The 25263-nt window shown below is 67.8% G+C and carries 24 protein-coding genes; 13 read left to right on the top strand and 11 right to left on the bottom strand.

Annotation, left to right across the window (positions count from 1 at the left end):
* The first annotated feature begins 137 nt into the window (after positions 1 to 137).
* The 3 genes from ACLJRL_RS11555 (at position 138) to ACLJRL_RS11565 (ending at position 2871) form a co-directional block, all read left to right on the top strand.
* The gene (locus ACLJRL_RS11555) at positions 138 to 1037 is read left to right on the top strand and encodes a Gfo/Idh/MocA family protein (RefSeq protein ID WP_410656081.1); all 900 of its coding nucleotides are present in this window, start codon (positions 138 to 140) and stop codon (positions 1035 to 1037) included.
* Positions 1038 to 1271: 234 nt separating this feature from the next.
* Positions 1272 to 1934, top strand: coding sequence for a VanZ family protein (locus ACLJRL_RS11560; protein ID WP_410656082.1), 663 nt, complete (start codon positions 1272 to 1274; stop codon positions 1932 to 1934).
* Positions 1935 to 2115: 181 nt separating this feature from the next.
* Positions 2116 to 2871, top strand: coding sequence for a GNAT family N-acetyltransferase (locus ACLJRL_RS11565; protein ID WP_410656083.1), 756 nt, complete (start codon positions 2116 to 2118; stop codon positions 2869 to 2871).
* On the opposite strand, the gene arfB is transcribed toward ACLJRL_RS11565, so the two are convergent.
* The 6 genes from arfB to ACLJRL_RS11595 form a co-directional block, all read right to left on the bottom strand.
* Positions 2860 to 3291 carry an alternative ribosome rescue aminoacyl-tRNA hydrolase ArfB gene (arfB, locus tag ACLJRL_RS11570; RefSeq protein ID WP_410656084.1) on the bottom strand — a complete coding sequence of 144 codons (432 nt, stop codon included), beginning with the start codon at positions 3289 to 3291 and terminating at the stop codon, positions 2860 to 2862. The two genes, ACLJRL_RS11565 and arfB, sit on opposite strands and share 12 nt — an antisense overlap.
* Positions 3292 to 3338: 47 nt before the next feature.
* Entirely contained in the window at positions 3339 to 4409 is a 1071-nt protein-coding gene (gene purM / locus ACLJRL_RS11575; RefSeq protein ID WP_410656085.1) for a phosphoribosylformylglycinamidine cyclo-ligase, read from the bottom strand.
* A 29-nt stretch (positions 4410 to 4438) separates the two neighbouring features.
* Positions 4439 to 5977, bottom strand: a complete 1539-nt coding sequence (purF, locus tag ACLJRL_RS11580) for an amidophosphoribosyltransferase (protein WP_410656086.1) — start codon at positions 5975 to 5977, stop codon at positions 4439 to 4441.
* Between the two features lie 214 nt (positions 5978 to 6191).
* Positions 6192 to 6593: a hypothetical protein gene (locus tag ACLJRL_RS11585; RefSeq protein WP_410656087.1), complete on the bottom strand. Its 402-nt coding sequence runs from the start codon at positions 6591 to 6593 to the stop codon at positions 6192 to 6194.
* On the bottom strand, positions 6577 to 6816 hold the full coding sequence (locus ACLJRL_RS11590) for a DUF397 domain-containing protein (RefSeq protein ID WP_037320466.1): 240 nt from the start codon (positions 6814 to 6816) through the stop codon (positions 6577 to 6579). Before ACLJRL_RS11590 ends, ACLJRL_RS11585 begins: the two co-directional genes overlap by 17 nt.
* Before the next feature lie 283 nt (positions 6817 to 7099).
* On the bottom strand, positions 7100 to 7978 hold the full coding sequence (locus ACLJRL_RS11595) for a helix-turn-helix domain-containing protein (protein WP_410656088.1): 879 nt from the start codon (positions 7976 to 7978) through the stop codon (positions 7100 to 7102).
* A 203-nt stretch (positions 7979 to 8181) separates the two neighbouring features.
* On the opposite strand from ACLJRL_RS11595, the gene ACLJRL_RS11600 reads away from it, so the two are divergent.
* Complete coding sequence (locus ACLJRL_RS11600; protein WP_410656089.1) at positions 8182 to 8979, top strand: SAM-dependent methyltransferase; 798 nt, start codon at positions 8182 to 8184, stop codon at positions 8977 to 8979.
* 84 nt (positions 8980 to 9063) lie between these two features.
* Here the strand turns inward: ACLJRL_RS11600 and ACLJRL_RS11605 are convergent, their stop codons facing one another.
* Positions 9064 to 9444 carry a sterol carrier family protein gene (locus ACLJRL_RS11605; protein ID WP_410656090.1) on the bottom strand — a complete coding sequence of 127 codons (381 nt, stop codon included), beginning with the start codon at positions 9442 to 9444 and terminating at the stop codon, positions 9064 to 9066.
* A 53-nt stretch (positions 9445 to 9497) separates the two neighbouring features.
* On the opposite strand from ACLJRL_RS11605, the gene ACLJRL_RS11610 reads away from it, so the two are divergent.
* From ACLJRL_RS11610 to ACLJRL_RS11630, 5 genes are all read left to right on the top strand, one after another.
* Positions 9498 to 10127 carry a type VII secretion system-associated protein gene (locus tag ACLJRL_RS11610; RefSeq protein ID WP_410656177.1) on the top strand — a complete coding sequence of 210 codons (630 nt, stop codon included), beginning with the start codon at positions 9498 to 9500 and terminating at the stop codon, positions 10125 to 10127.
* Between the two features lie 147 nt (positions 10128 to 10274).
* Complete coding sequence (locus ACLJRL_RS11615) at positions 10275 to 11036, top strand: lysozyme (RefSeq protein WP_410656091.1); 762 nt, start codon at positions 10275 to 10277, stop codon at positions 11034 to 11036.
* 179 nt (positions 11037 to 11215) lie between these two features.
* Positions 11216 to 12061: a lysozyme gene (locus ACLJRL_RS11620; protein ID WP_410656092.1), complete on the top strand. Its 846-nt coding sequence runs from the start codon at positions 11216 to 11218 to the stop codon at positions 12059 to 12061.
* Positions 12062 to 12236: 175 nt separating this feature from the next.
* Positions 12237 to 13091 carry a Twin-arginine translocation protein TatA gene (locus ACLJRL_RS11625; protein WP_410656093.1) on the top strand — a complete coding sequence of 285 codons (855 nt, stop codon included), beginning with the start codon at positions 12237 to 12239 and terminating at the stop codon, positions 13089 to 13091.
* Positions 13092 to 13095: 4 nt separating this feature from the next.
* The gene (locus ACLJRL_RS11630; protein ID WP_410656094.1) at positions 13096 to 14205 is read left to right on the top strand and encodes a pentapeptide repeat-containing protein; all 1110 of its coding nucleotides are present in this window, start codon (positions 13096 to 13098) and stop codon (positions 14203 to 14205) included.
* A 79-nt stretch (positions 14206 to 14284) separates the two neighbouring features.
* Here the strand turns inward: ACLJRL_RS11630 and purL are convergent, their stop codons facing one another.
* A complete protein-coding gene (gene purL / locus ACLJRL_RS11635; RefSeq protein ID WP_410656095.1) occupies positions 14285 to 16579 on the bottom strand; it encodes a phosphoribosylformylglycinamidine synthase subunit PurL in 2295 nt (764 codons plus the stop codon).
* A gap of 119 nt (positions 16580 to 16698) precedes the next feature.
* Between purL and ACLJRL_RS11640 the strand changes: the two genes are divergently transcribed.
* Positions 16699 to 18324: an ABC transporter ATP-binding protein gene (locus ACLJRL_RS11640; RefSeq protein ID WP_410656096.1), complete on the top strand. Its 1626-nt coding sequence runs from the start codon at positions 16699 to 16701 to the stop codon at positions 18322 to 18324.
* On the top strand, positions 18321 to 20048 hold the full coding sequence (locus ACLJRL_RS11645; RefSeq protein ID WP_410656097.1) for an ABC transporter ATP-binding protein: 1728 nt from the start codon (positions 18321 to 18323) through the stop codon (positions 20046 to 20048). The genes ACLJRL_RS11640 and ACLJRL_RS11645 overlap by 4 nt, the downstream gene beginning before the upstream one ends.
* A gap of 62 nt (positions 20049 to 20110) precedes the next feature.
* Here the strand turns inward: ACLJRL_RS11645 and purQ are convergent, their stop codons facing one another.
* Both purQ and purS read right to left on the bottom strand, forming a co-directional pair.
* Positions 20111 to 20788 (bottom strand): phosphoribosylformylglycinamidine synthase subunit PurQ, encoded by a 678-nt coding sequence (gene purQ / locus ACLJRL_RS11650; protein WP_410656098.1) that lies wholly within the window; start codon positions 20786 to 20788, stop codon positions 20111 to 20113.
* A complete protein-coding gene (purS, locus tag ACLJRL_RS11655; protein WP_410656099.1) occupies positions 20785 to 21024 on the bottom strand; it encodes a phosphoribosylformylglycinamidine synthase subunit PurS in 240 nt (79 codons plus the stop codon). The genes purQ and purS overlap by 4 nt, the downstream gene beginning before the upstream one ends.
* A 66-nt stretch (positions 21025 to 21090) precedes the next feature.
* Here purS and ACLJRL_RS11660 point away from each other — a divergent pair, with 66 nt between their 5' ends.
* Together ACLJRL_RS11660 and ACLJRL_RS11665 are read left to right on the top strand one after the other, a co-directional pair.
* Complete coding sequence (locus tag ACLJRL_RS11660; protein WP_410656100.1) at positions 21091 to 21879, top strand: hypothetical protein; 789 nt, start codon at positions 21091 to 21093, stop codon at positions 21877 to 21879.
* Between the two features lie 102 nt (positions 21880 to 21981).
* Entirely contained in the window at positions 21982 to 23562 is a 1581-nt protein-coding gene (locus ACLJRL_RS11665; RefSeq protein WP_410656101.1) for a GMC family oxidoreductase, read from the top strand.
* 90 nt (positions 23563 to 23652) lie between these two features.
* On the opposite strand, the gene ACLJRL_RS11670 is transcribed toward ACLJRL_RS11665, so the two are convergent.
* On the bottom strand, positions 23653 to 25155 hold the full coding sequence (locus ACLJRL_RS11670) for an aldehyde dehydrogenase family protein (RefSeq protein WP_410656102.1): 1503 nt from the start codon (positions 25153 to 25155) through the stop codon (positions 23653 to 23655).
* Between the last annotated feature and the right edge of the window lie 108 nt (positions 25156 to 25263).

Here is a 25263-nt window from a genome sequence, read left to right on the forward strand (position 1 = left end):
GCGTCGCGTCGGTCGCCCCACCCTCCGCAATTAGTCCTCTAGTTGCGGTCCTTGCACGTGCAACTACCGCAACTAGAGGACTAATTGCGGGATGGGCCAGCGCCAGAGCGATCGACGCCACACCTAGACTCGGTGTCGTGGGACAGGGACAGCTTCGCGCAGGCCTGATCGGTGCCGGTCCGTGGGCGAAAACGGTGCACGCGCCGGGACTCGCCGACCATCCCGGGACGACGTTGAGCGCCGTCTGGGCCAGGCGTCCCGAAGCCGCGAAGGAGCTGGCCGAGGCGCACGGCGCCGAGGCCGTCGGCAGCTTCGAGGAGCTGCTCGACCAAGTGGACGCCGTCGCGTTCGCCGTCCCGCCCGCCATCCAGGCCGAGCTGGCGGTCAAGGCCGCCGAGGCGGGCAAGCACCTGATCCTGGAGAAGCCGATCGCCGCGGACCTCGACGGCGCGCAGCGGCTCGTGGACGCCGTCGACGCGGCCGGCGTGGCCGCTCTGGTGGTCCTGACCTTGCGTTTCTCGCCGTTGACCCGCGACTGGCTCGACGGGATCAAAGAGGTGGGCGACTGGCGTGGCGGCGGCGCGCGCTGGCTTTCGGGCGCGTTGCTCGGCGGGCAGTACCAGGCGTCGGCGTGGCGGCACGACTCCGGCGCGCTCTTCGACATCGGGCCGCACGCCTTCGATCTGCTGGACGCCGCGCTCGGCGAGATCACCGAGGTGCTCGCCGCGAACCGGACCGATGACGATCTGTGGCAGGTCCTGTTCGCCCACGCGGGTGGTGCGACCAGTACGGCGACGCTGTCCTTGCGGTTGCCGATCCAGCCGACGGTCGTCGAAGTGGCCGTTTACGGCGAGCACGGTTACCGGACTCTGGGCCGGAAACCGGGTTCCGCGAATGAATCGTTCACCGCGCTATTGGACGATTTCGCCGCGATGGCCGCGTGCGGAACGACAACGCATCCCTGTGACGTACGTCGCGGACTGCACCTGCAAAAGCTGATCGAACGCGCGCGCGAACTCGCCGGACACGGCAAGTAGTACACAGGTCACCCACAAGGCTTTTCCTTGTGCGATAAGGCCTTCTTCAGATCCTTTCGCGGTCATCCACAGGGTTGTCCACAGGCTCCATTGTGGACAGACGCCAGCTGAACCCAAGCATGGGAAAGCCCTTTCCGCCACCGGAAAAGATCACCTTTTAGAGCGGTCGCTCTGTCATGCCGAGTCGATCTTGTAATGCGAAGGTGATCTTGAGCGCTCCGGAAAGGAAGGCCAATGGGAGAGCTGCTCCGCGCTTTCGGCGCGATGATCCCTTTGACGATCACCGCGATTCCGTATGCCTTACTCGGCTGGCCGCTGCTCGCGGCACACCGGCGGCGAAGACAAGCCGACCGCTTCACCGCGTCGGCGACGGCGGCCGTCGACATCACGCTGGTCCTGGCCTGCGTCCTGGTGTTCTGCCTGGTCACGATGCCGGTGACCGGCGCACACGGCAGCAGGCTGAGCCTCGAACCGGGCACCGACCTGCGGCTCGCCCTGAGCGACAGCGCCAACCTGTGGCAGGTACTGGGCAACGTCCTCATCCTGAGCCCGCTCGGCGCCCTGCTCCCTTTGCGTACCCGGCGGCTGCGCTCGCTGGGCCGGATCGCGCTCGGCGCGCTGACCGTATCGGTGCTGGTGGAGGGCACTCAGTATCTGATCCAAGCGGGCCGGGTGACCTCCGCCGACGACATCCTGCTGAACACGCTGGGCGCCGTGATCGGCGCGGCGTTGAGCAGACGTCTGTGGCATCGCCTCGACGTCCGGCCACCGCAACGGGTCCCGGCGCCGATCCCGGCGCAGGTCAGGCGGGTGTGCAGCGCGCCCGTCCGGCTGCGGGTGCCGAGGTCGGTGTGGGACGAGCGGTACTCGGGCGTCGTGCACCCGCAACGGCGGTAAAGCACTTGCCCGCCCTGCGATAGTGGTCACGAAAGCTTTGATGAACGGGAAAGAGGGATGCCTCATGCCTGACGCCTTCAGCGGCGTCGGCACGAGCTAGCCGGCGCCTACGCCAGCTCCACAGCGCACGCGGGGTCCTCCCGTGCGTCTCTTCCTCTTGCCCGAAAGGCAAACCCGAACAGTGCTTTCCGAGACGATTCGTTCTCTGCAGTCCTACATCCGCACCACCGCGGCGAAGTTCCGCGAAACCGAGCGGATCGGGCCGTTCCTGGCCACCTATTACCTCGAGGCCAGCAGCCCCTTCCTCAACTACGCCATCCCCGACGACGGCGTCGTCCCCACCTCGGATGACGTCGCCGCCCTCACCGAAGCGTTCCGCAAGCGCGGGCTCACGCCGCGGCTGGAGTTCCTGACCGAGGCGGTTCCGGCCGCCGAGGCCGTGCTCGTCGAGGGCGGCTACACGCTGGAACGGCGGGTTCCGTTGATGATCTGCACTCCGGAGCAGATCGTCGAGCAGCCGAAACTCGCCGGGATCACCTTGGTCACCCCGAAAACCGTCGATGAGCTCCGGATGATGATCCGCGTGCAGAACCTGGCGTTCGGGGAGACCGATCCCGACCAGCACCTCGACCCGTCACCCGACCAGCTGAGCGGCGAGACCATCTCGGTGCTGGCGCTCGACGACGGGAAACCGGTCGGCGGCGGGGTCGCGACCCCGATCCTCGACGGTGCGACCGAGGTCGCCGGGATCGGCGTGATCGAGGAGTACCGGAGCCGCGGGATCGCCGCGGCGATGACGGAATACCTGACTCGTGAGGCCCATGCCCGTGGCGGGCACTCGGTGTTCCTGACACCGGGCGCCGGGCAGGCCGAACGCGTCTACGGCCGGGTCGGCTTCAAGACCGCGGCCGAGTGCGTGCACCTGTCAGTCGTCTGAGTAACCACCGCGGCGAGTTCGTTTGACCTCGCCGCGGCGCTTCTTCGAGGCCAGGCGGCGTTCCTTCGAACCCCTCGAGGGTTTGGTGGGACGCCGTTTGGCGGACGGCGGCGCCGACGCGTCCGTCAGCAGCATCACCAGCCTCGCCCGGGCGGCTTCCCGGTTCATCAGCTGCGAGCGATGTTCGGAAGCGGCGATCGTGACGACGCCGTCGACCATGCGCGACACGAGCCGCTCCAGCATCCTGGCCCGGAGATGGTCCGGGATCGAAGGCGATCCGGCGACGTCGAAGGACAGTTCCACCCGCGAGTCCGTGGTGTTCACACCCTGCCCACCCGGACCCGACGACCGGGAGAACCGTTCGCTCAATTCGGCACCCGGGATCACGAACCGGGTGCCGATCACCACGTCATCAGCCACGAACCCAGTGTTCCATCCGCGCCAAACTGTTTGTGAATGCGCGGAGTTCAGAAGCGCGGGTGGTCACCGGAGAGCACGGCGCGCGGGCCGTCCGGGTCTTCCGCGGGCTGCACGTCGCCGAGGATCCACGCCGGCACGTGCCGCGCGGTCAGCATCGCGAGCGCGCGGTCGACGTCGTCGGGACCGACGATCGCGACCATGCCGATGCCCATGTTGAACGTCTTCTCCAGTTCGGCGCGCTCGACCTTGCCGCGGTGCCCGATCAGCGCGAACACCGGCGCCGGGGTCCAGGTACCGCGTTCGAGCTTCGCGACCAGGCCGCGCGGCATGACGCGGGCGAGGTTCGCTTCGAGACCGCCACCGGTGATGTGCGCGAACGTGCGGACGTCGGCCTCGGCGACCAGCGCCAGGCAGTCCTTCGCGTAGATCTTGGTCGGCTCGAGCATCTCCTCGCCGAGCGAACGGCCGAACTCTTCGACGTGCCCGTCGAGCGGCATGCGCGCGATGTCCAGCAGCACGTGCCGGGCGAGCGAGTAGCCGTTGGAGTGCAGGCCGGACGAGCCGAGCGCCAGCACGACGTCGCCGGGGCGGACCCGCTCCGGGCCGAGCACCTTCGACGCTTCGACCACGCCGATGCCGGTGCCCGAGATGTCGTAGTCGTGCTCGCCCATCAGGCCGGGGTGCTCGGCCGTCTCGCCGCCGAGCAGCGCGCAGCCCGCGCGGACGCAGCCTTCGGCGATGCCGCCGACCAGCGCGGCGATCTTCTCCGGCACGACCTTGCCGATGGCGATGTAGTCCTGCATGAACAGCGGCTCGGCACCGGTGACGACCAGGTCGTCGACGACCATCGCGACCAGGTCGATGCCGACGGTGTCGTGCTTGTCGAGTGCCTGCGCGATGGCGATCTTGGTGCCGACGCCGTCGGTGGACGAGGCCAGTACCGGCTCTTTCCACTTGTCCAGTTTCAGGGAGAAGAGTCCGGCGAAACCGCCGACCCCGCCCAGCACCTCGGGCCTGCTGGCCCTCGCGGCGTGCGGTTTGAGCAGCTCAACGGCTTTGTCACCGGCGTCGATACTGACTCCGGCGGCGGCGTACGTGGCGCTCGTGGACTCGCTCACGGAAGCGGACTCCCCATCTGGGTTCAAGACTAAGGACGCCGGACGGCGTCTTCAGCACCGTACCCGGCAGGGGTGACGGGCTTCGCCGCGCCATTGACCGAGTCCAGGCTCTCCAGCAGGTGCTTGCCGATCAGCGCGTCCTCGGGGAGCGCGATCGGGTACTCGCCGGAGAAGCAGGCCGTGCACAGCCGCGACTTGGGCTGCTCCGACGCCGCGACCAGCCCGTCCAGGGAGATGTACCCCAGGGTGTCGGCCCCGATCGAGCGGCGGATGCCGTCGAGGTCGACGCCGTTGGCCACCAGTTCGGCGCGAGAGGCGAAGTCGATGCCGTAGAAACACGGCCAGCGGACCGGCGGCGAAGCGATCCGTACGTGTACCTCGAGCGCGCCGGCCTCCCGCAGCATGCGGACGAGCGCGCGCTGGGTGTTGCCGCGGACGATGGAGTCGTCCACCACGACGAGCCGTTTGCCGCGGATGACGTCGCGCAGCGGGTTCAGCTTGAGCCGGATGCCCAGCTGGCGGATGGTCTGCGACGGCTGGATGAAGGTGCGGCCGACGTAGGCGTTCTTCACCAGGCCGGTGCCGTAGGGAATGCCGGAGCCCTGGGCGTAGCCGATCGCGGCCGGGGTGCCGGATTCGGGCACCGGCATGACCAGGTCGGCTTCGGCCGGGTGCTCGCCGGCCAGTTTGCGGCCGATCTCGACGCGGGTGGCGTGCACGCTGCGGCCGGCGATGGAGGTGTCCGGGCGCGCGAGGTAGACGTACTCGAAGACGCAGCCCTTGGGCTCGGGGTTGGCGAACCGCGAGGAGCGCAGGCCCTCGGCGTTGATCGCGATGAGCTCACCGGGCTCGACCTCACGGACGAACGACGCGCCGCAGATGTCCAGCGCGGCCGTCTCGCTCGCGACCACCCAGCCGCGTTCGAGCCTGCCGAGCACCAGCGGGTGCACGCCGTGCGGGTCGCGGGCGGCGTAGAGGGTGGACTCGTCGGCGAAGACCAGGCAGAACGCGCCCTTGAGGGTGGGCAGCAGTTCCAGGGCGGCGGCTTCGATGCCCTTGTCGGCGGCGTTGGCCGCGAGCAGCCCGCACACCAGGTCGGAGTCGCTCGAAGAACCGGTCAGGCCGAGGTGCGGCTTGAGCCCGGCCGCGACCGTGCGGTCGCGCAGTTCGGAGGTGTTGACGAGGTTTCCGTTGTGCGCGAACGACAGACCGCTGCCGGTGGCGGTGGTGCGGAAGATCGGCTGAGCGTTCTCCCAGATGGTCGCGCCGGTGGTCGAGTAGCGGCAGTGGCCGACGGCGATATGTCCCTGCAGCGACTGCAGGACCTGCTCGTCGAACACCTGGCTGACCAGGCCGAGGTCCTTGAAGACGACGATCTGCGAGCCGTCGGAGACCGAGATGCCGGCCGCTTCCTGGCCGCGGTGCTGAAGTGCGTAGAGCCCGTAGTAGGTCAGCTTCGCGACCTCTTCTCCGGGTGCCCATACGCCGAAGACACCGCATTCCTCGCGGGGTTCCGGATCGGGCTGGTCGGTCACGGGCTGTCCGGTGAAGGACGGGTCGGAAACCACCGAGGTGCTCCCAGGGAGAAGAGGGCAGGCCACCACCAGTGTAAACGGTGGGCTATCGATCAACGCGTTGAGCGACGTGGCACTGGACACGCTTCGGACGATGACCGTGAGTGACGGGCGGGTGTCAAGACCCGGCACTCACGACCCCCGACCAGCCGACCGCTCCCCCTCGACAGAGGCGGTCGACTGTGCTTGGTGGTGATGATGGCGAAAGTCAGCTCGCGGCGAGCCACTTGGAAGTGCCGCCGCCACCCGAGACCCAGCAGCCCTTGGAGCTGGTCTCCGGGAGGTACAGCGAGCCGGGTGTCCGCTCGTCTGGGAGCGCGAGCAGTGCCGTCAGCACCGTCGCCGCGTCGCCGGCGGATCGCCACAGCCACACTTCCGGCTCGAGGATGTCCTCCTCGGTACCGGGCATACGGGTCGCCACGACGTCGTCCTCGGCGTTGAGCCGGACCACGTCGACCACGTTGTCGTGGACTCGCACGCCGACCACGGCCATGACCTCGCCGTTCGCGTCGCACGGGTGCACGAACTGGTACCCGCGGTGGATCAGTTCCTGCAGGCCGCTTTCGATGTCGGTGATTTCCGCGGTGATGGTGTCACCCGAGAACATCATCGAATTCGCCGTCCTTGGCACCCGCGAGGAACGCGGCCATCTCGGCCTGGGTGTAAATGAGGGCGGGTCCCGTCGGGAAGCGCGAGTTGCGCATCGCGATCTCTCCGGAAGCGAGCGGAGCGACCTCGACACAGTTGCCGATGGCGTTGCTGTAGCTCGCCTTGCGCCAATGCGCACCGGTAAGACGATCGGCCGGAATGCCGTTGTCGAACTGTTCAGCCATGGTCCCCACCTTCCCCGACAGAAGACTTTAGGTGATGCATCTGCATGTGCATTTGCCTGTGATCTGAAGTTAGCACGTGTGCCTGCAGCGGTAAATGCACGTGCAGAAGTTTCTGCAGAATTCGCTTGCCGTGATGACTTAAGTCCCTCAGTGGGCCACCAAAGCGTGAGGGTGGCTGCCCCTATCGGGTGAACAACTACCGGTCGTCATCGACTTTTTGGACGCCCGCAAGGAAACCCCGGCCGGCACGAGAAACGGCCGGGAACCCCACAACGGTGACGGGTCAGAGTTCCGCGCGGCGCTTCATGAGCGTCTGGCGGCTTCGGTCCGGCGTATCCGCGTCGACCGCGAGCATGTCGAGCGCCCGGCTGTATTTTTCGATCTCGTCGCGCTTGTCGATGTAGTGCGCGCCGGTCAGGTATTCGGTGTACGCGATGTTCGGCAGTTCTTCTTCCGCGAACCTGAGCAGCGAGAACGCGCTGTCCGCGGAGTAACCGCTCCGGTCGAACGGGAGGATCTGCACCGAGATGTTCGGCTGCTGGATCATCTCGAGGAGGTAGTCGATCTGGTCGCGCAGGACCTCACGGCCGCCGATCGGCCGGTGCAGCACCGACTCGTCGAGGACCAGCCACAGGCGCGGCGCGTCCGGCCGCGAGAGCATCTTCTGCCGCCGCATCCGCAGCGCGACGCGGCGATCCACCTGCTCGTTGACCATGTCCGGACGACCGTGGCTCGCGATGGACCGCGCGTACGACTCGGTCTGCAGCAGGCCGGTGACGTACAGCGGCTCCCAGATCTGGATCCGGGCCGCGGCCTCTTCCAGGCCGACCAGGTCGTTGAACCAGCTCGGCATCAGGTCGCCGTAGCGGCGCCACCAACCCGGCTCGTTCGACTCCTTGACCATGTCGAGGAACTGCTGCCGGGCGTCGCCGTCGGTCATCCCGTACATCGTCAGCAGGTCGGCGACGTCGCGTTCCTTGAAACCGACGCGGCCCAGCTCGAGACGGCTGATCTTCGATTCGGACCCGCGGATGCTGTAACCGGCCTCTTGGCGGGTGATACCGGCGTCTTCACGCATCCGGCGAAGCTGTGAGCCGAGGATCATCCGACGCGCGGTGGGACCCAGGTTCTGCTCACCACCGGGCGGGTTGACCGCGTTCATTGACCGGGACCTTCCGTACGCCGCTACTCACCAGGGGAACAAGCCCGATTACTCAAAGTACACGTTTGGGCCTCGACATCACAGGGATGGCTCGGTTTACCGGTCGCGTACGTCGTTCTACTCTACGTAGAGCCCGAGACTTCCGACACAGTTTTGTGAGGTTCAAGATGCCCGACGCCCCGCCCCGGACGGAACGAGTGCCCGTGGGTGTCGACCCGAACCGGGCCAGCATCGCCCGGGTTTACGACGCCTTCCTTCTCGGCAAGGACAACTACGAGATCGACCGGGAGGTGCTGCGCAAGGTCCAGCAGGCCGCTCCCGAGGCGCAGGACCTGGCGACCGAGAACCGCGGCTTCCTCATCCGGGCGTGCCGGTTCCTCGCCAGCCAGACGGGCATCACCCAGTTCCTCGACTGCGGCTCCGGTCTCCCGACCGCGGAGAACACGCACCAGGTCGTGCAGCGGATCAACCCCGAGATCAAGGTCGTCTACGTCGACAACGACCCGGTGGTGCTCGCCCACGGGCGCGCCCTGCTCGAAGAGAACGAGAACACCCACTTCGTCTCGGCCGACATCTTCGAGCCGGAGCGGATCCTCGCCAACGAGGACATCCGCAAGCACATCGACTTCACGCAGCCGCTCGCGTTCCTGCAGCTCGGGACCCTGCACCACTTCAACGGGCCGAAGGAAGCGCCGGCCCAGATCATGAAGAAGTACATCGACGCGCTGCCCTCGGGTTCGTACGTGGCGATCTCGCACTTCTCCGACCCGCAGGACGAGCTGTCCGACACCGCCCGCAAGATGGAGGACTTCTTCCTCCACAGCCCGATGGGTTCGGGCACCTTCCGCACCAAGGCCGAGGTCGAGGAGCTGTTCCACGACCTCGAGATGGTCGACCCCGGCGTCACCCTGTGCGCCGACTGGTGGCCGGACGGCCCGCGGATCAAGGCGCTGAACACCGCGCAGCGGACGATCTCGGGCGGCGTCGGCCGCAAGGCCTAATCCCTGGTCACTCGCGTGTCATGAAAGGGTCTTTCAAGACAAAAACGGTCCTGAAAGACCCTTTCATGACATCCGGGACCGAGATCAGAGGCGGACCAGTGGCAGCCAGTGGTCCAGGTCGGCCCGTGTCCCGGAGGCGGTGACCCGCCCCGACTCGACGGCATCGGCCCAGGCCAGCCGTCCGGTCGCCAGTTCAAGCCACGTGCGCGGATCCGTTTCGACGATGTTCGGCGGCGTCCCGCGCGTGTGCCGCAATCCTTCGACGCACTGCACCGCCGCGAACGGCGGCACCCGCACTTCGACACTCTTCCCTGGCGCGTCCGAGGCCAGTGTCCGCAGGCTCAGCCGGACCGCCGCGGCCAGCTCCGGACGGGCCGGTTCCGCTCCGGATCCGCTCAACCAGGGGGAAATCGCCGTGATCGCGGCACGTAACTCAGCGGGGTCGACCGAACGCGAAGAGGCCATGGGAGAACAGTAGAGTGAGCGCGAACAAACCTTCAGGCACCCGGAACGTGGGGATGGCGATGGCGCAGCGGGACGAGGCGGATCGGTTGGCGTCGAGCCCTGCGGGCAAGCGCGGAAAACCGCACAAGCCGAAGATCACCGAAGAGATGCGGGCCAACGCCAAGGCCAACCCGAACAGCTGGCTGTACGTCATCGACGAGGCCTTCGACCCCAATGGCCCGGTGCCGTCCTGGGCGGTCGTCGGCGCGTACCCGGTGAACGGCGCGGGCGACATCGTCGAGGACTTCCACCCGAACGACCGCTACCGCCCCTCGCCCAAGGCCCTCGGCTTCCCGGATCCGCGCAACGAACTCGAGCAGTTGCTCCAGCTTGTCCGGACCAATCATCGTCCGGTCGCCGACCTGCCTCGGGTGTTCCTCGACTCGACGCTGTTCGTCTACGCCCTGTCCCCCGTGCAGCGCACGGTCATCGGTTTCCACAACACCGACGGCCAGGTGCTCGTGCCGGCGTACACGGCGAAAGCGCTGGTTCCGAGCGAATGGCCGCATGCCCGCGCGGTGCTGGGCCGGGACATGGTCCCGCTGCTCGCCGGCCACCCGGTGACGATCAATCCGCACGATCGGCTCACCGCGATCGTCCCTTCGGAGCACCTCGAAAAAGCCCTTCTAGAGGAGCAGCGGTAACCCACTCGGCCCAATTTTTTTCGGCCAAAACCAACTCTTTCGAGTGATCTCCAAGTCGCTGATTCTCTTTTCGCGGGGGATCGTGGCGACGTGAAGAGTCGCAGAGCGTGTTGGAAAGGCTGGGGGGCCGTCCTCGCGGCGGGGGTCATGCTGATCGCGCAGACCCCCGCCGTCGCACAGGAAGCCGGGCCCAGATACGACGGGGCCGAGGAGCATTACGCCGGCTCACAGATCGCGTTGCACGAAGGCGTCGACGTGTCGGTGGGCCCGCTTTACGGGGGCGAAGCCCAGACCCTCGGCCACGACGTCAGCGGACATCAGGGCGACGTCGACTGGCCCGCCGCCGCCAGAACCGGTGCGCGCTTCGTCTACGTGAAGGCCACCGAGGGCACCGGTTTCGTCAATCCCCGGTTCCCCCAGCAGTACAACGGTTCCTACGGTGTCGGCATGATCCGCGGGTCGTACCACTTCGCGCGGCCCGACATCTCCGACGGCGCCGCGCAGGCGCACTACTTCGTCGACCACGGCGGCGGCTGGTCCAAGGACGGCAAAACGCTGCCCGGTGCGCTGGACGTCGAGTACAACCCGTACGGCGAAACCTGTTACGGCAAGACACCCGCGCAGATGGTGGCGTGGATGGCGTCCTTCGCCGAGACCTATCTGTGGCGGACCGGGCGGCATCCGGCGATCTACACGTCGACGAGCTGGTGGAAGCGCTGCACCGGCAACAGTTCCGTGTTCTGGCAGAACCCGCTGTGGATCGCGCGCTACCACACGGAAATCGGTGAGCTGCCCGCCAGCTGGAAGACCCAGACGATCTGGCAGTTCTCCAACAAGGGCTCTCTGCCCGGTGATCAGAACTGGTTCAACGGGACGCAGGATCGGGTGCACGCGCTGTCCTTGGGATGACACTTGTGGGTGTTACAAGATCACAGAGCATCGTCGACTTGCAGATGAAAATCACCCACGCGAAGTATCAATTTCACGGAAGTTAGTGACAAACCCGACACGGTCGTCAACAATCGTGGCCGGACGGCTACCTGCAGTTAGTCGTCCTAAGCGAGGGTTATCCGTGAAGGGATTGTCGTATGCGCACTTCCCGAAGAGTCGCCATCGCCGTCGGTTCCGCGCTGCTCCTGCTCAGCAGCACGGTCCAGGCGTCGGCAGCGCCGTCCCCGGAGATCATGTCGATCGACCAGGATCTCCAGCAGAACAACCACACGATCGGATCGCAGATCCAGCGGGTGGAAGGGGAGACCTCCACCCCCGAGTCCAGGGACAAGGCGTCGAAGCCGCAGCCTGAGGCCGGCGTGCTCGCCACCGTGGCGGGGATGGATGTCGCCAGCTACCAGGGAAACGTCGACTGGGCCCATTGGTGGGGACAGGGCAAACGCTTCGTGTGGACGAAGACCACCGAAGGCACGAGCTACAAGAACCCGTACTTCGCCCAGCAGTACAACGGTTCCTACAGCCAGGGCTTCATCCGCGGCGCCTATCACTTCGCCCTGCCGAACGTCTCGGGCGGCGCGGCGCAGGCCGACTTCATGGTCAACAACGGTGGAGGCTGGTCGAAGGACGGCAAGACGCTGCCGGGCGCGCTCGACATGGAGTACAACCCCTACGGCGCCACGTGTTACGGCTTGAGCCAGGCGTCCATGGGCGCGTGGATCCGGGCGTTCCACGACCGCTACCAGGCACGCACCGGCCGCTGGCCCGTCATCTACACCTCGACGAGCTGGTGGAACACCTGCGTCGGAACGTCGCAGAACTTCGGTGGCACGGTCCCGCTGTGGATCGCGCGCTACTCGTCGTCGGTGGGCGCGCTCCCGAACGGCTGGGGCTTCTACACCGTGTGGCAGTACACCTCGAGCCCGCTCGACCAGAACACCTTCAACGGTGCTTATGACCGTTTGCAGGCACTGGCCAACGGCTGAGCTGCGCATTTCGTGAGAAAGCGGCTCCCGGCCTCGGCCGGGAGCCGCTTTCGCGCGCGAGGTACCTTCCGAGCAGAATGCCCCCTGAAACTCCTGGTACGGGCGGATCCGGAACCACCGCTGACCGGCGGCCGTCTGATCGGAGCCTCAGGCCCCAGTACGGAAGGCGAAACCGATGACCTACCCACCCCAGCCAGGCCAGCCCTACGGCCAGGATCCCCAGGGACAGCAGCCCGGCGGAAACCCGCAGCAGGGTGGATGGGACCAGACCCAGCAGTACGGACAGCCGCAGCAGTACGGACAACAGCAGGGCTGGGACCAGACCCAGCAGTACCAGCAGCAGCCGCAGCAGGGGTGGGACCAGACCCAGCAGTATCCGCAGCAACCGCAGCAGGGCGCCTGGGACCCGAACGCCCAGCAGCAGGGCTGGGACCCGAACAACCCCGGCTACCAGCAGGGATACGGGGGCCCGCCCGCGCCGCCGTCGAAGAGCAAGACCGGCCTGATCATCGGGATCGTGATCGGCGTCGTCGTGCTGATCGCCTTCGGTGTCACCGGTTTCGTCGCGCCGGGCTTCCTGCTCGGCAAGGACGACGGGAGCACGGCCGCGCCGCCGCCGGCGTCGTCGTCGTCCAGCAAGGCCCCGAGCTCCGCGCCCAAGAGCAGCCCGAAGTCGAGCACATCCAGGAGCAGCCCGAGGAGCACCGAAAGCGGTGGCTCCGGTTCCGAAGGCAACCCGAAGGGCGTCCAGTCCCTCAAGGACTTCATGGCCAAGGTGAGCGCCGGTGACAAGGCGGGCGCGTTGTCGCTGGTCTGCGAGGACATGAAGGCGACCATGGGCGACTCGATCGACATCATGGCCCCGGCGCCGGCGGACCTGAAGATCACCACGACCTCCGGCATCGGCGACGGCTTCGTCACCGGCGACATCGAGGGCACGGTCAAGGGCAAGAAGGTCAGCGGCTCGGGGATCTCTTCCGACGACAACCCGGACAAGTCCTTCTGCGTCCGCAACTTCTTCGTCTTCTGATCCGGTGAAGCGGTTGATCCGGTCGCCGCTGCTGTGGACGTTCGTGACGGCGGTCGTGCTGTTGATCGCCGTCGGCGGCTGGTTGCTGAGTGATCCGGCGACCAGCCGCAGCGACGCGTTGAAGACCGGCGGCCTCGCCGCCGGCGCCGTCGTCGCGCTGTACGCGCTGTGGCTCAACGACCGGCGGCGGCGCGTCGAGGAACGACGGCAGGAGACCGAGCGCCAGCGGCAGGAACTCGAATCCCAGCGAACGGATTTCGACCGGGAGCGGATCTCGGACGAACGGTTCGCGAAGGCCATCGAGCTGCTCGGGCACGACGCCGACCAGGTGCGGGTGGGGGCCCTGCACGCACTGGCCGGCCTGGCTCGCGGGCGTGAGGCCTACACGCAGACCGTGCTGGACATCTTGTGTTCGTACCTGCGGCGGCCGTTCACGCATCCACGTTATAAGGACACCGCGAAACGGCAGGGGAACACCCATCCCCAAGAGGGGTCGGCGGAGCAGGATCGGGAACTCCAGGTGCGGCAGACCGCGCAGCGGCTCATCGGGGAGCTGTTGCCCGCCGCGGATTCCGAGGACACGACCGGGTACGACCTCGACCTGACCGGGGCGGTACTGGAGTATTTCGACCTTTCGGACCGGAAGATCGGCAAACTCCTGCTGCGCTACGCCGGTTTGTACAGCAGCACGAATCTGTCCGGCTGTGTGTTCCTCGGACCGGTCTACCTGACCGGAGCGGGCACGATCGAGAAGAAGCTGATCGGCTACTTCCGTTGCACCGGCGCCAAATTCGAGCGGCGCGCGTGGTTCAGCGGGGTGCGGTTCGCCGAGGACGCCGACCTCCACGGCACCGTTTTCGCGGGCGAGACATCCTTCAAGGACAGCTTCTTCGCGAAGGACGCGGACTTCGCCGAAACCGAGTTCGAGGATTCACTGGACCTGCGGCGCGCCCGGTTCGAGGGCTCCAGCGACCTGCGTTTCCGAAAGTTGCCAGACAGGGTGGACCTGTACAACACGACGGTCGAACCGGCCAAGGAGAACGAACTCCCGGCAGGCTGGGTCGCCGAGACCATGCCCGACGGCCGGGCTCGGCTCAAGGTCTCACGGACCTGAAGGACACCTTCTCGCACGCAATGAACGGGCCTTTCCTTGCAAAATTTGCAAGGAAAGGCCCGTTCATTGCACGTGAGGATCAGTCGAACAGCGCGGGAAGCGTGCGCTCCCAAGGCTCCCGAAGCTCGTCGAGGGTGAACTCGGTGATGTCCTGGAGTTCGAGCGTGCCCGACTCCGGGTCCACCACACCGGTCTTGCGCCAGGGCAGGCCGCGCGCGGTGAGCATCTCGGTGAACCGGAGTTCTTCGGTGCGCGGCACGGCGACCAGCACCCGGCCCGAGGACTCCGAGAACAGCTGCACGAACGGGTCCTGGTCCGCGTCGAGGAAGACCCGGGCGCCGCACTGTCCGATGAGGACGGTCTCGACGAGCGTCTGGATGAGGCCGCCGTCGGAGAGGTCGTGCGCGGCGGAGATCATGCCGTCGCGCGAACCGGCGATGAGGACGTCGGCGAGCAGCTTCTCGCGGGCGAGGTCGACCTTCGGCGGACGGCCGCCGAGGTGGCCGTGCAGTTCGCGCGCCCACGCGGAGCCGTCCAGCTCGTCGTGGGTCTCGCCCAGCAGCAGCAGGGTTTCCCCGGCCTCCGCGCCGACGCCGGTCGGGATGCGGCGGGTGACGTCGTCGATCACGCCGAGCACGCCGACCACCGGGGTCGGCAGGATGGCCGTGTCACCGGTCTGGTTGAAGAAGCTGACGTTGCCGCCGGTGACCGGGATGCCGAGTTCGACACAGCCGTCCGCGAGACCGTGCACGGCCTGCTCGAACTGCCACATCACACCCGGGTCGGTCGGGGCGCCGAAGTTCAGGCAGTCCGACACGGCGACCGGCTTCGCGCCACTGGTGGCGACGTTGCGGTACGCCTCGGCCAGCGCGAGCTTCGCGCCCTCGTACGGGTCGAGGAAGACGAACTTGCTATTGCAGTCGGTCGACACGGCGACACCGAGGCCGGACGACTCGTCGATCCGGATGACGCCGGAGTCCGACGGCTGCGAGAGCACGGTGTTGCCGCGCACGTAACGGTCGTACTGGGAGGTCACCCATTCCTTCGACGCCTGGTTCGGCGAAGCGATCAGCTTGAGGACGTCGGCACGGAGTTCGTCCGAAGTGGACGGTCGCGGGAGCGAGGCGGAGGTGTCGGCCTGCAGAGCATCCTGAGTGGACGGTCGCTGGATCGGCCGGTCGTACACCGGTCCCTGGTGCGCCACGGTGTGCGCCGGGACGTCGACGACGATCTCGTCGTTCCAGGTGATCACCAGGTGCTCGCCGTCGGTGACCTCGCCGATGTCGGTGGCGATGACGTCCCACTTCTCGCAGACCTTCATGAAGGCCTCGACGTTATCGGGCGAGACGACCGCGCACATCCGCTCCTGCGACTCGCTGGAGAGCACCTCCGCCGGAGTCATTCCCTTGGCGCGCAACGGAACCCGGTCGAGGTAGATCTGCATGCCGCCGTCACCGGCCGCCGCGAGTTCCGACGTCGCGCAGGACAGTCCGGCGCCGCCGAGGTCCTGGATGCCGACGACGAGCTTCTGCGCGAACAGTTCGAGGCAGCACTCGATGAGCACCTTCTCGGTGAACGGGTCGCCGACCTGGACGCTGGGGAGCTTCTTGCGGCCCCCCGAAGATTCGTCCCCGGAGAACGTGTCGCTCGCCAGCACGGAGACGCCGCCGATGCCGTCGAGGCCGGTCCGCGCGCCGAACAGGATGATCTTGTTGCCCTTGCCGGAGGCGAACGCCAGGTGCAGGTCCTCGACGCGCATCGCGCCGACGCACAGGGCGTTGACCAGCGGGTTACCGGAGTAGCTGGGGTCGAACACCAGCTCGCCGCCGATATTCGGCAGGCCGAGGCAGTTGCCGTAGCCGCCGACGCCGGCGACCACACCGGGCAGCACGCGGCGGGTGTCGGGGGCGTCGGCCGGGCCGAACCGCAGCGCGTCGGCCACGGCCAGCGGGCGCGCGCCCATCGCCATGATGTCGCGCACGATGCCGCCGACGCCGGTCGCGGCGCCCTGGTACGGCTCCACATAGGACGGGTGGTTGTGGCTCTCGACCTTGAAGGTGACGGCCCAGCCCTCGCCGATGTCGACGACGCCGGCGTTCTCGCCGATGCCGGCGAGCATCTTCTCCTTCATCTCGGGAGTGGCGGTCTCACCGAAGTAGCGCAGGTGCTTCTTCGAGGACTTGTACGAGCAATGCTCGCTCCACATCACCGAGTACATCGCCAGTTCGGCGTCGGTGGGACGACGGCCGAGGATCTCCCGGATCCGGGCGTACTCGTCTTCGGCGAGGCCGAGTTCGACGTACGGCTGGGTCTGCCCAGGGGTCGCTTCGGCAAGTGCGGTGGTGTCGACTGGGATGTCAACGGTGCTGGTCACGGTGTCCACATCAGGGTTCGCCACGGCCGCCAGAATAAGGGAGAGGGTTGTTCACCTCGCGGTCGCCCGGCCATAAATCGGTCGCGCCGACGGTGGTGATCCGCTTACCGTCGATAATCGTGCTTTCCGCCACATATCCCTTTCCGCGACTGCGGCTGCCCGCGAAGCCGACGGCCTGGCGCTACCTGCTCGCGATGATCTTGGCGCGCCCGGGTCTCCTGGCCGTCTCGGCGATCAGCGGTGCGCTGTGGTCGCTGCCGATCGCGCTCCTGCCGGTCGCGATCGGCCAGGGCATCGACGCGATCGGGCGCGGCGACGGCGACTCCGTATGGCTGTGGGGCCTGGCCGCGGCCGGGCTGGGGATCGCGCAGACGCTCGCGGGCACCGTCCATCACTTCGCGTCGTACGGGTGCTGGATCCACGGCGCCGGGGTGACGCAGAGACTCGCCACGGAACACGCGGCGAAGCTGGGCGCGAACCTGCGGGACACGACCACCACGGGTGACGTCGTGGCCATCACCACCAGCGACATCAACCCGATCGGTGATTCCTTCGAGGTACTCGGCCGGGCCTTCGGCTCGCTGATCGCGTTCATCGTGTGCGCGACGGCGTTGCTGACGACGTCGCCGCTGCTCGGCGTGGTCGCGCTGGTCGGTGTGCCGCTGGCGGTGCTGGGGATCGGCCCGATGCTGAAACCGCTGGAGAAGCGCCAGACGAAACAGCGCGAGGAGAAGACCGAGGTCAACTCGCTCGCCGCGGACATCGTCTCCGGCCTGCGGATCCTTCGCGGTGTCGGCGGCGAGAAGCAGTTCCTCGACCGGTTCCGCCGCTCCAGCCAGCGGGTCCGGATGGCCGGCGTGCAGGTCGGGCGCAGCGAGGCGTGGCTTTCGGCGGCGGAGATCGCGCTGCCGGGCCTGGTCACGGTGGTCATCACCTGGCTGGGCGCGCAGCTGGCGATCAACGGCACCATCGGCGTTGGCGAGCTGATCACGTTCTACGGCGTCTCGGTGTTCCTGGTGGTGCCGGTGACGACGGCGACCGAGTTCGCGGGCGTGCTGAGCGCCGCGCTGGTCTCGGCGAGGAAGGTGTGCAAACTGCTGTCCACCGAACGCACGCTCGCCGAGCCGGAGAACCCGGTGCCGCTACCGGAAGGCGCTCTGGAGCTGTACGACGAGACGTCCGGGATCAAGGCCGAAGCCGGGAAACTGACCGTCATCGACGTCGGCCCCGACGCCGATGCGGTGGCTTCGCGGATGGCGCGGTTCACCGATCCGGATGAACCTGCCCTGGCGGGCGGTGTCCCGGTGAACCGGGTCGCCCTCGGCGAGCTGCGACGGCGGATCGTGTTCGCGCACAACCAGGACATCTGGTTCTCCGGAGTGCTGAGCGAACAGGTCAGCCCCGCGGAACCGAGCGATGTCAGCATCACCGAGGCCCTGTACGCGGCGGACGCCGATGACATCGTGGACGCGCTGCCCGACGGCGTCGACGAAGTGATCGGCGAACGCGGACGTGAGGTTTCCGGCGGACAGCGGCAGCGGCTGAACCTGGCCCGCGCCCTGGCCACCGGCGCCGACGTCCTGCTGCTCGACGAGCCGACTTCGGCCGTCGACGCGCACACCGAAGCACGCATAACCGAACGCGTCGCGAAACTGCGGCGCGGCAAGACCACCGTCGTGTTCAGCCAGAGTCCACTGTGGACTCACGTGGCCGACGAGGTCGTGAGCTTGAAAGTGCCGGCATGAAAAAGTTGCCCTTGGCGGATACCAGGGACGTACGGAGATGGATCAAGGAGACCGCGCGGGACAACAAGCGCGAGTTCTCCGTGATGCTCGGCCTGTTCTGCGTCGCGACCGCGATCGGGCTGGCCGGGCCGCAACTGCTGGGCGCGCTGGTGGACGAGGTCGTCGGGGGAACCACGACCACCGCGATCACCGTGCTCGCGATCGCCTTCGTGGTCGTCCTGGCCACGCAGGCCTGGCTCAAGGGCCTGGCGCGGCTGCGGGCCCGGGTGTTCGGCGAGCGGATCCTGGCGCAGAACCGTGAGGAGTTCGTCGGCAACGCGCTGAACCTGCCGCTGGGCACGGTCGAAGCGGCGGGCACCGGTGATCTGCTCAGCCGGGCGACCACCGACGTCAGCCGGATCGACCACGCGGTGCGGTTCGGCGCGCCGGAGATCCTGATCGCCGCCGTCACGGTGGTGTTCACGGTGGTGGCGATGGTGATCACGTCGCCGTTCCTCTCACTGGGCCTGCTGATCGCGCTGCCGCTGCTGGTGCCGGTGAACATCTGGTACCAGCGGCGGATCCCCGACGTGATGCGGCGGATGCTGGACAAGTGGTCCGAGATGCAGTCCACCACCCACGAGACCGCCGAAGGCGCGCGGACGGCCGAGGCGTTGAGCCTGACCGGGCGGCGTATCCGGACCGGCCAGGACGGCCTCGACCAGTCGATGCTCGGCGAGCGCAAGATCCGCGCGCTGCAGATGCGGTGGATCCCGTCGCTGGAGATCAGCTACGTGCTGCCCGTGCCGGTGATGCTCGGGCTGGGCCTGCTCGCCTACTCGAACGGCTGGGAAGGGCTCGGCACGATCACCGCGATGCTGCTGTATTCGCAGGTCATGGCCGGCCCGCTGAACGAGGCGCTGTTCTGGCTCGCGGACATCCAGGTCGCCGGGGCTTCGCTGCGACGGCTGCTGGGCGTGCGCCCGGCGTCGTCCGCGGCCGTGGTCTCGGAGCCTCCTCGCGGCCAGGACATCGAGGTCAGCGGCGTGCGGTTCGGGTACACCGAAGGCCGCGAAGTGCTGCACGGAATCGACCTGCGGGTGCCGCGCGGCGAGCGGCTGGCGATCGTCGGCCCGTCCGGTGCCGGCAAGTCGACCCTGGGCAGGCTGCTGGCCGGGATGTCCGCGCCGACGTCGGGTTCGGTGCGGATCGGCGGGGCCGAGGTATCGACACTGCCGGACGACGTCCTGCGTGGCGAGGTGCTGCTGCTGACCCAGGAGCACCACGTGTTCGCGGGGACCCTGCGGGACAACCTGACGCTGCCCGCGGGTGACTGGGCCGACGCCCGGCTGTTGGACGCGCTGGCCTCGGTGGGCGCTTCGGAGTGGATCGCCGGCCTGCCGGAGGGGCTGGACACGCGCGTCGGCGCCGGTGCGCCGGCCGTCCCGGCGGCGATGGCCCAGCAGCTGGCACTGGCCCGGGTGGTGCTCGCGGACCCGCACACGCTGGTGCTGGACGAAGCGACGTCGCTGCTGGACACGGGTTCGGCACGGGACCTGGAGCGGTCGTTGAGCGCGGTGCTCGAGGGCCGGACGGTGATCGCGATCGCGCACCGGCTGCACACCGCGGCCGCGGCGGACCGGGTCGCCGTCATCGAGGGCGGCCTGGTCACCGAGCTGGGGTCGCACGCGGAACTGCTGGCGGCCGGTGGGCCTTACGCGGCGCTGGTGGCCGCAGCTTCCTGAAGTGCTATGAACGGCCCGTTACTTGCAAATTTTGCAAGTAACGGGCCGTTCATAGCACGCGCTTAAGCAGAAACGAGAGCGTCGACGGCGCTGTAGAACATGCCGAGGCCGTCATCGGAAGGCCCGGTGAGGGCGTCGATGGCGTGCTCCGGGTGCGGCATGAGACCGACCACGCGGCCGTTCTCGCTGCGGATCCCGGCGATGTCGTTGCGCGAGCCGTTCGGGTTGCCGCCGACGTAGCGGAACACCACGCGACCCTCTCCCTCCAGCTCGTCGAGGGTGGCCTGCTCGGCGACGAAGCATCCGTCGATGTTCTTCATCGGGATGAGGATCTCGGCGTCCTTGTCGTACCGGGTGGTCCACGCGGTGTCGTTGTTCTCGACACGCAGCCACTGGTCACGGCAGATGAAGTGCAGGCCCGCGTTGCGGATCATCGCGCCCGGCAGCAGCCCGGCCTCGCACAGGATCTGGAAGCCGTTGCAGATGCCCAGCACCGGCATGCCCTGGTGGGCCGCCGCGATCACCGAGGACATCACCGGCGCGAACCGGGCGATGACGCCGGCGCGCAGGTAGTCGCCGTAGGAGAAGCCGCCCGGGATGACGACCGCGTCGACACCCTTGAGGTCCTCGTCGGCGTGCCACAGCGGGACGGCTTCGGCGTCAGCGTAGCGGACCGCGCGGGCCGCGTCGCCGTCATCGAGCGTGCCGGGGAAGGTGATGACCCCGATCCGGGCGCTCACGCTCCGACCCGGGTGATGGTCCACTGCTCGATGACCGGGTTGGCGAGGAAGCCTTCCGCGATCTTTTCGAGAGTCGCGTCGTCGACGGAATCGTCGACCTCGATCTCGAAGTGCTTGCCCTGGCGGATCTCAACGATCCCGGAGAAGCCGAGACGACCGGCGGCGCCGAGCGCGGCCTGCCCCTGCGGGTCGAGGATTTCGGGCTTGGGCATGACGTCGACAACGACTCGGGCCACGGCAGGCTGCTCCTTATTCACGCAGGTCGTGGGTACCGCCCGAGCCTACTTCACTAGGGTTGCCGCATGACCTACGGGCAACCGCAGTACGGGCAGTACGCGCCGCCGAAGAAGTCGAAGACGTGGCTCTGGGTCACGCTCGTGCTGGTCTTCGTCCTGGTCGCGGGCGGGGTCGCGTTCACCGGTTTCGTGACGCCGGGGTTCTTCAAGAGCAAGCTCGACGCCGATTCCCGCGCGACGCCGGAGCAGCTGAGCCAGTCCTTTGTGAACGGCGTCACCGACGATCGCGTGAGCCAGCTTTGGTGCCAGATCCGCTCGAAGCGGACTTACAGCTTCGAACAGACCATGGCCGTCTCGGACGGCGCACAGCTGAGCACACCCGCGCATCAGCGTGCGGAGAAGGAGTACTCGGCCGCGTTCACGTCCGCGGGCCTCACCGTCGGGATCGCGATGATCCCCGGCGCGGGCGGCTGGTGCGTGCGCGACGCCAAGATCGGCGGCGAGCCCGAGCCGCTGCCGGGCATCGACACGAAGCCCGCGCCCCGGCCCGACGTCAAGACCGGCGAAGAGGCGGGGAACAAGTTCGTCGACGCGATCAACGCCCGCGACATCCCCGCCGCGTTGTCCGTGCTCTGCGAGAAGGTGCCCGACTCGACCCGCGACGGCGTGCAGCAGATCATCAACGGCGAAGCGAGGTACACCGTCGAGAAGGCCGACGTGCTGACCACCGCCGAGCAGACGATCTTGCACCTCGCGGGCGACCTCGACGGGACACAGGCGCCTGGCCGGGTCGAGACCGACGACAGCGCCGAGGGCGGCCCCTGCGTGACTTCTTTTTCACCCGACTCCGACTGAGCTCGCCGCAATCCTTCGACTGGGGGATGCTCGGAGCGCGACGCTGGGCCAAGATGAGCCCATTGGCAGGACGCCAACACCGGGTGAGCACCAGGAGGCACCGTGGCCGATCAGGACTCCTTCGACTACGTCATCGTCGGAGCGGGCAGCGCGGGGTGCGTGCTCGCCAACCGGCTGACCGAGGATCCGTCCGCGCGGGTCCTCCTGCTGGAAGCGGGCGGGGAGGACGACGCCGACGAGATCCACATCCCGGCCGCCTTCCCCGGGCTGTTCAAGACGAAGTTCGACTGGAACTACGAGACGGTCGAGCAGAAGCACACCGGCAAGACCACGTACTGGCCGCGAGGCAAGACGCTCGGCGGGTGCTCCTCGATCAACGCGATGATCTACATCCGCGGCAACCGCGCGGACTACGACGGCTGGCGTGACGAGCACGGCGCCGAGGGCTGGGGTTTCGACGACGTCCTGCCGTACTTCAAGCGGGCCGAGGGCAATCAGCGGCTCGGTGGGCCGCTGCACGGCACCGAGGGGCCGCTGCACGTCGAGGACCGCCGCTTCACCCACGAGCTTTCCCACGCCTGGGTGGATTCCGCGGTCGCCTGGGGCCTCAAACGCACCGAGGACTTCAACGGCGAGACGCAGGAAGGCGCCGGCGTCTACCAGGTGACGTGCAAGAAGGGCCGCCGCTGGTCGACGGCCGACGCGTACCTGCGGCCCGCTTTGACGCGCCCCAACCTCACCGTGCGAACGCACGCGCAGGCGACGCGCATCGTCTTCGAAGGCACCCGCGCGGTCGGTGTGTCCTATTTGGACAAAGGCGTCGAGACGACGGCGCGGGCCACCACCGAGGTCCTGCTCAGCGGCGGCGCGGTGAACTCGCCGCAACTGCTGATGCTTTCCGGCGTCGGACCGTCGGAACACCTGCGAGAACACGGAATCGACGTCGTGGCCGCGCTTCCGGGCGTCGGCGAGAACCTGCACGACCACCCGGCCTGCGGGATCATTTGGTCGACCCGCGACACCACCGACCTGGTCGACGCGGCGACACCGGCCGGGCTGATGCGCTACCAGCTCACCAAACGTGGTCCGCTGGCCTCGAACATCGGCGAGACGGGCGCGTTCTTCCCGGCCGCGGACGGCGTTTCCCCGCCGGACATGCAGATCCACGTCGCGCCGACGTTGTTCTACGACAACGGGATGCGCGAGCCGACGGTACCCGGCTTCACGTCGGCGGCGACGCTGGTCGACGTCGCGAGCCGCGGCCGGCTGCGGCTGAAGTCGGGAAATCCCTTGTGGAAGCCCGAAATCGACCCGGCCTACTACGCCGATTCCCGCGACATGGACAAGATGCTGGCCGGGCTGCGATCTTTGGTGGAGATCGGGAAGTCCGGTCCGCTGGCGCGGTTCCTCGACAAGCCTTTCCTGCCGGAGCGCCACGACCTGACCGACACCGAACTGGCCGACTACGTCCGCGAGAAGACGCAGACGCTCTATCACCCGGTGGGTACCTGCGCGATGGGAACGGGCGAGAACGCCGTCGTCGACCACACGCTGAAGGTGCGCGGGGTGGAAGGGCTGCGCGTGGTGGACGCGTCGGTCATGCCCGTGGTGCCGCGCGGGAACACGAACGCGCCGACGATCATGGTGGCGGAGAAGGCGGCGGACCTCATCCGAGGCGCTTGACCTTCCCTTTCACGCCCCCCGGAACGCTATGAACGACTCGTTCCTTGCAAATTTTGCAAGGAACGAGTCGTTCATAGCGTTCGGGGTCGACTAACGCTTCCCGTGCAGCACGGTGATCAGCTTCGCCACCAGGGCGTCGGTCTTTTCCTTGCGGGAGAACGTGGTCAGCACGAGCGGCGCGGTGAACCGCTGCCGCGCGATGGCCTTCGACCGGGCGAATTCGCGCAGTCCCTCGGGGCCGTGGATCCGGCCGAAGCCCGAGTCGCCGACGCCACCGAACGGCAGCGAAGCGATACCGGCGAAGGAAAGCGGCGCGTTGATCGACGTCATGCCGGTGCGCAGGCGTGCGGCCAGTTCCAGGCCGCGTGACTTCGAGAACACCGTCGACCCGAGGCCGTACCTGGTGTCGTTGGCCTTCTCGACGGCCTCGTCCATGTCGCGGACCTTGGCGATGGTGACTGTCGGGCCGAACGTCTCCTCCTGGACCGCGGACGAGTCCTCCGGCACCTCGACCAGCACCGTCGGCTGCACGTAGCGGTCACCGACCGCGTCGACGCCGCCGACCAGCGCCTTGCCGCCGCGCTCGATCGCGTCCGTGATGTGGCGCTTGATCACCGAAAGCTGCGAAGGCATCGTCACCGGGCCGTATTGAGCGGCCGCGTCCGAACCGGCCCGCACGTCCTTCGCCTTCTCGACGACCTTCGCGACGAACTCGTCGTGCACGCGCTCGTGGACGTACACGCGCTCGATGCCGATGCAGGTCTGGCCCGAGTTGGAGAACGCGCCCCAGACGGTCGCGTCGGCGGCGGCCTCGAGGTCGGCGTCCTCATCGACCAGGACGGCGTCCTTGCCGCCGGCCTCGATGATCACCGGCGTCAGCGTGTCGGCGGCCGCGGCCATGATCTTCTTGCCCGTGCCGGTCGAGCCGGTGAACGCGATCTTGTTGACGCCCGCGCCGACCAACGACGCGCCCGTCTCCCCGAAACCGGTGATCAGCTGCAGCACCGGCCACTCCGGGACGACCTCGTTGAAGGCGTCGACCAGCCACTTTCCGACGCCCGGCGTGTACTCGCTGGGCTTGAAGACGACGGTGTTGCCGGCGGCGAGGGCGTAGGCGATGGAGCCGAGCGGGGTGAACACCGGGTAGTTCCAGGGGCCGATCACGCCGACGACGCCGAGCGGCTGGTACTCGACCGTCGCCGCCTGGTTCGACATCATCAGCCCGGCCGCGCGGCGCTGCTTGCCGAGCACCTTGCGCGCGTGCTTGCCCGCCCACGCGATGTGCTCGATGGCGAGGACGCTCTCCAGCTGCGCGTCGGCGATCGGCTTGCCGGTCTCGTCGCGGACCACCTGGCAAAGCTGGGGCAGCCGCCGCGTGACGACGCCCTTCCAACGGCGCAGCCGTTCCGCGCGACCGTCGAAGCCGAGCCCCACCCACCATTCGGCGGCGTCCCTCGCGCGGGCGACAGCGGCGAGGACGTCCTCCCTGGTGTGCACCGGGTACGTGCCGACGACCTCGTCGGTCGCCGGGCTGAGCGAATCGAAGGTCTCCCCCACGCTGTGCGCGGTCGGCTTCGGCTGGACTGCGGTCATCGACTTCTCCCGTGTGTCTCGGCTCAAAGCCCAGGCTACGGCGTTACTGACGGCGTGCCAATAGCTCGCCTGGGGCGTGCCACCAGCATTCCACAGGAGCCACCAGGC

The sequence above is a fragment of the Amycolatopsis sp. lyj-112 genome (assembly GCF_046549055.1).
GTDB lineage: Bacteria > Actinomycetota > Actinomycetes > Mycobacteriales > Pseudonocardiaceae > Amycolatopsis.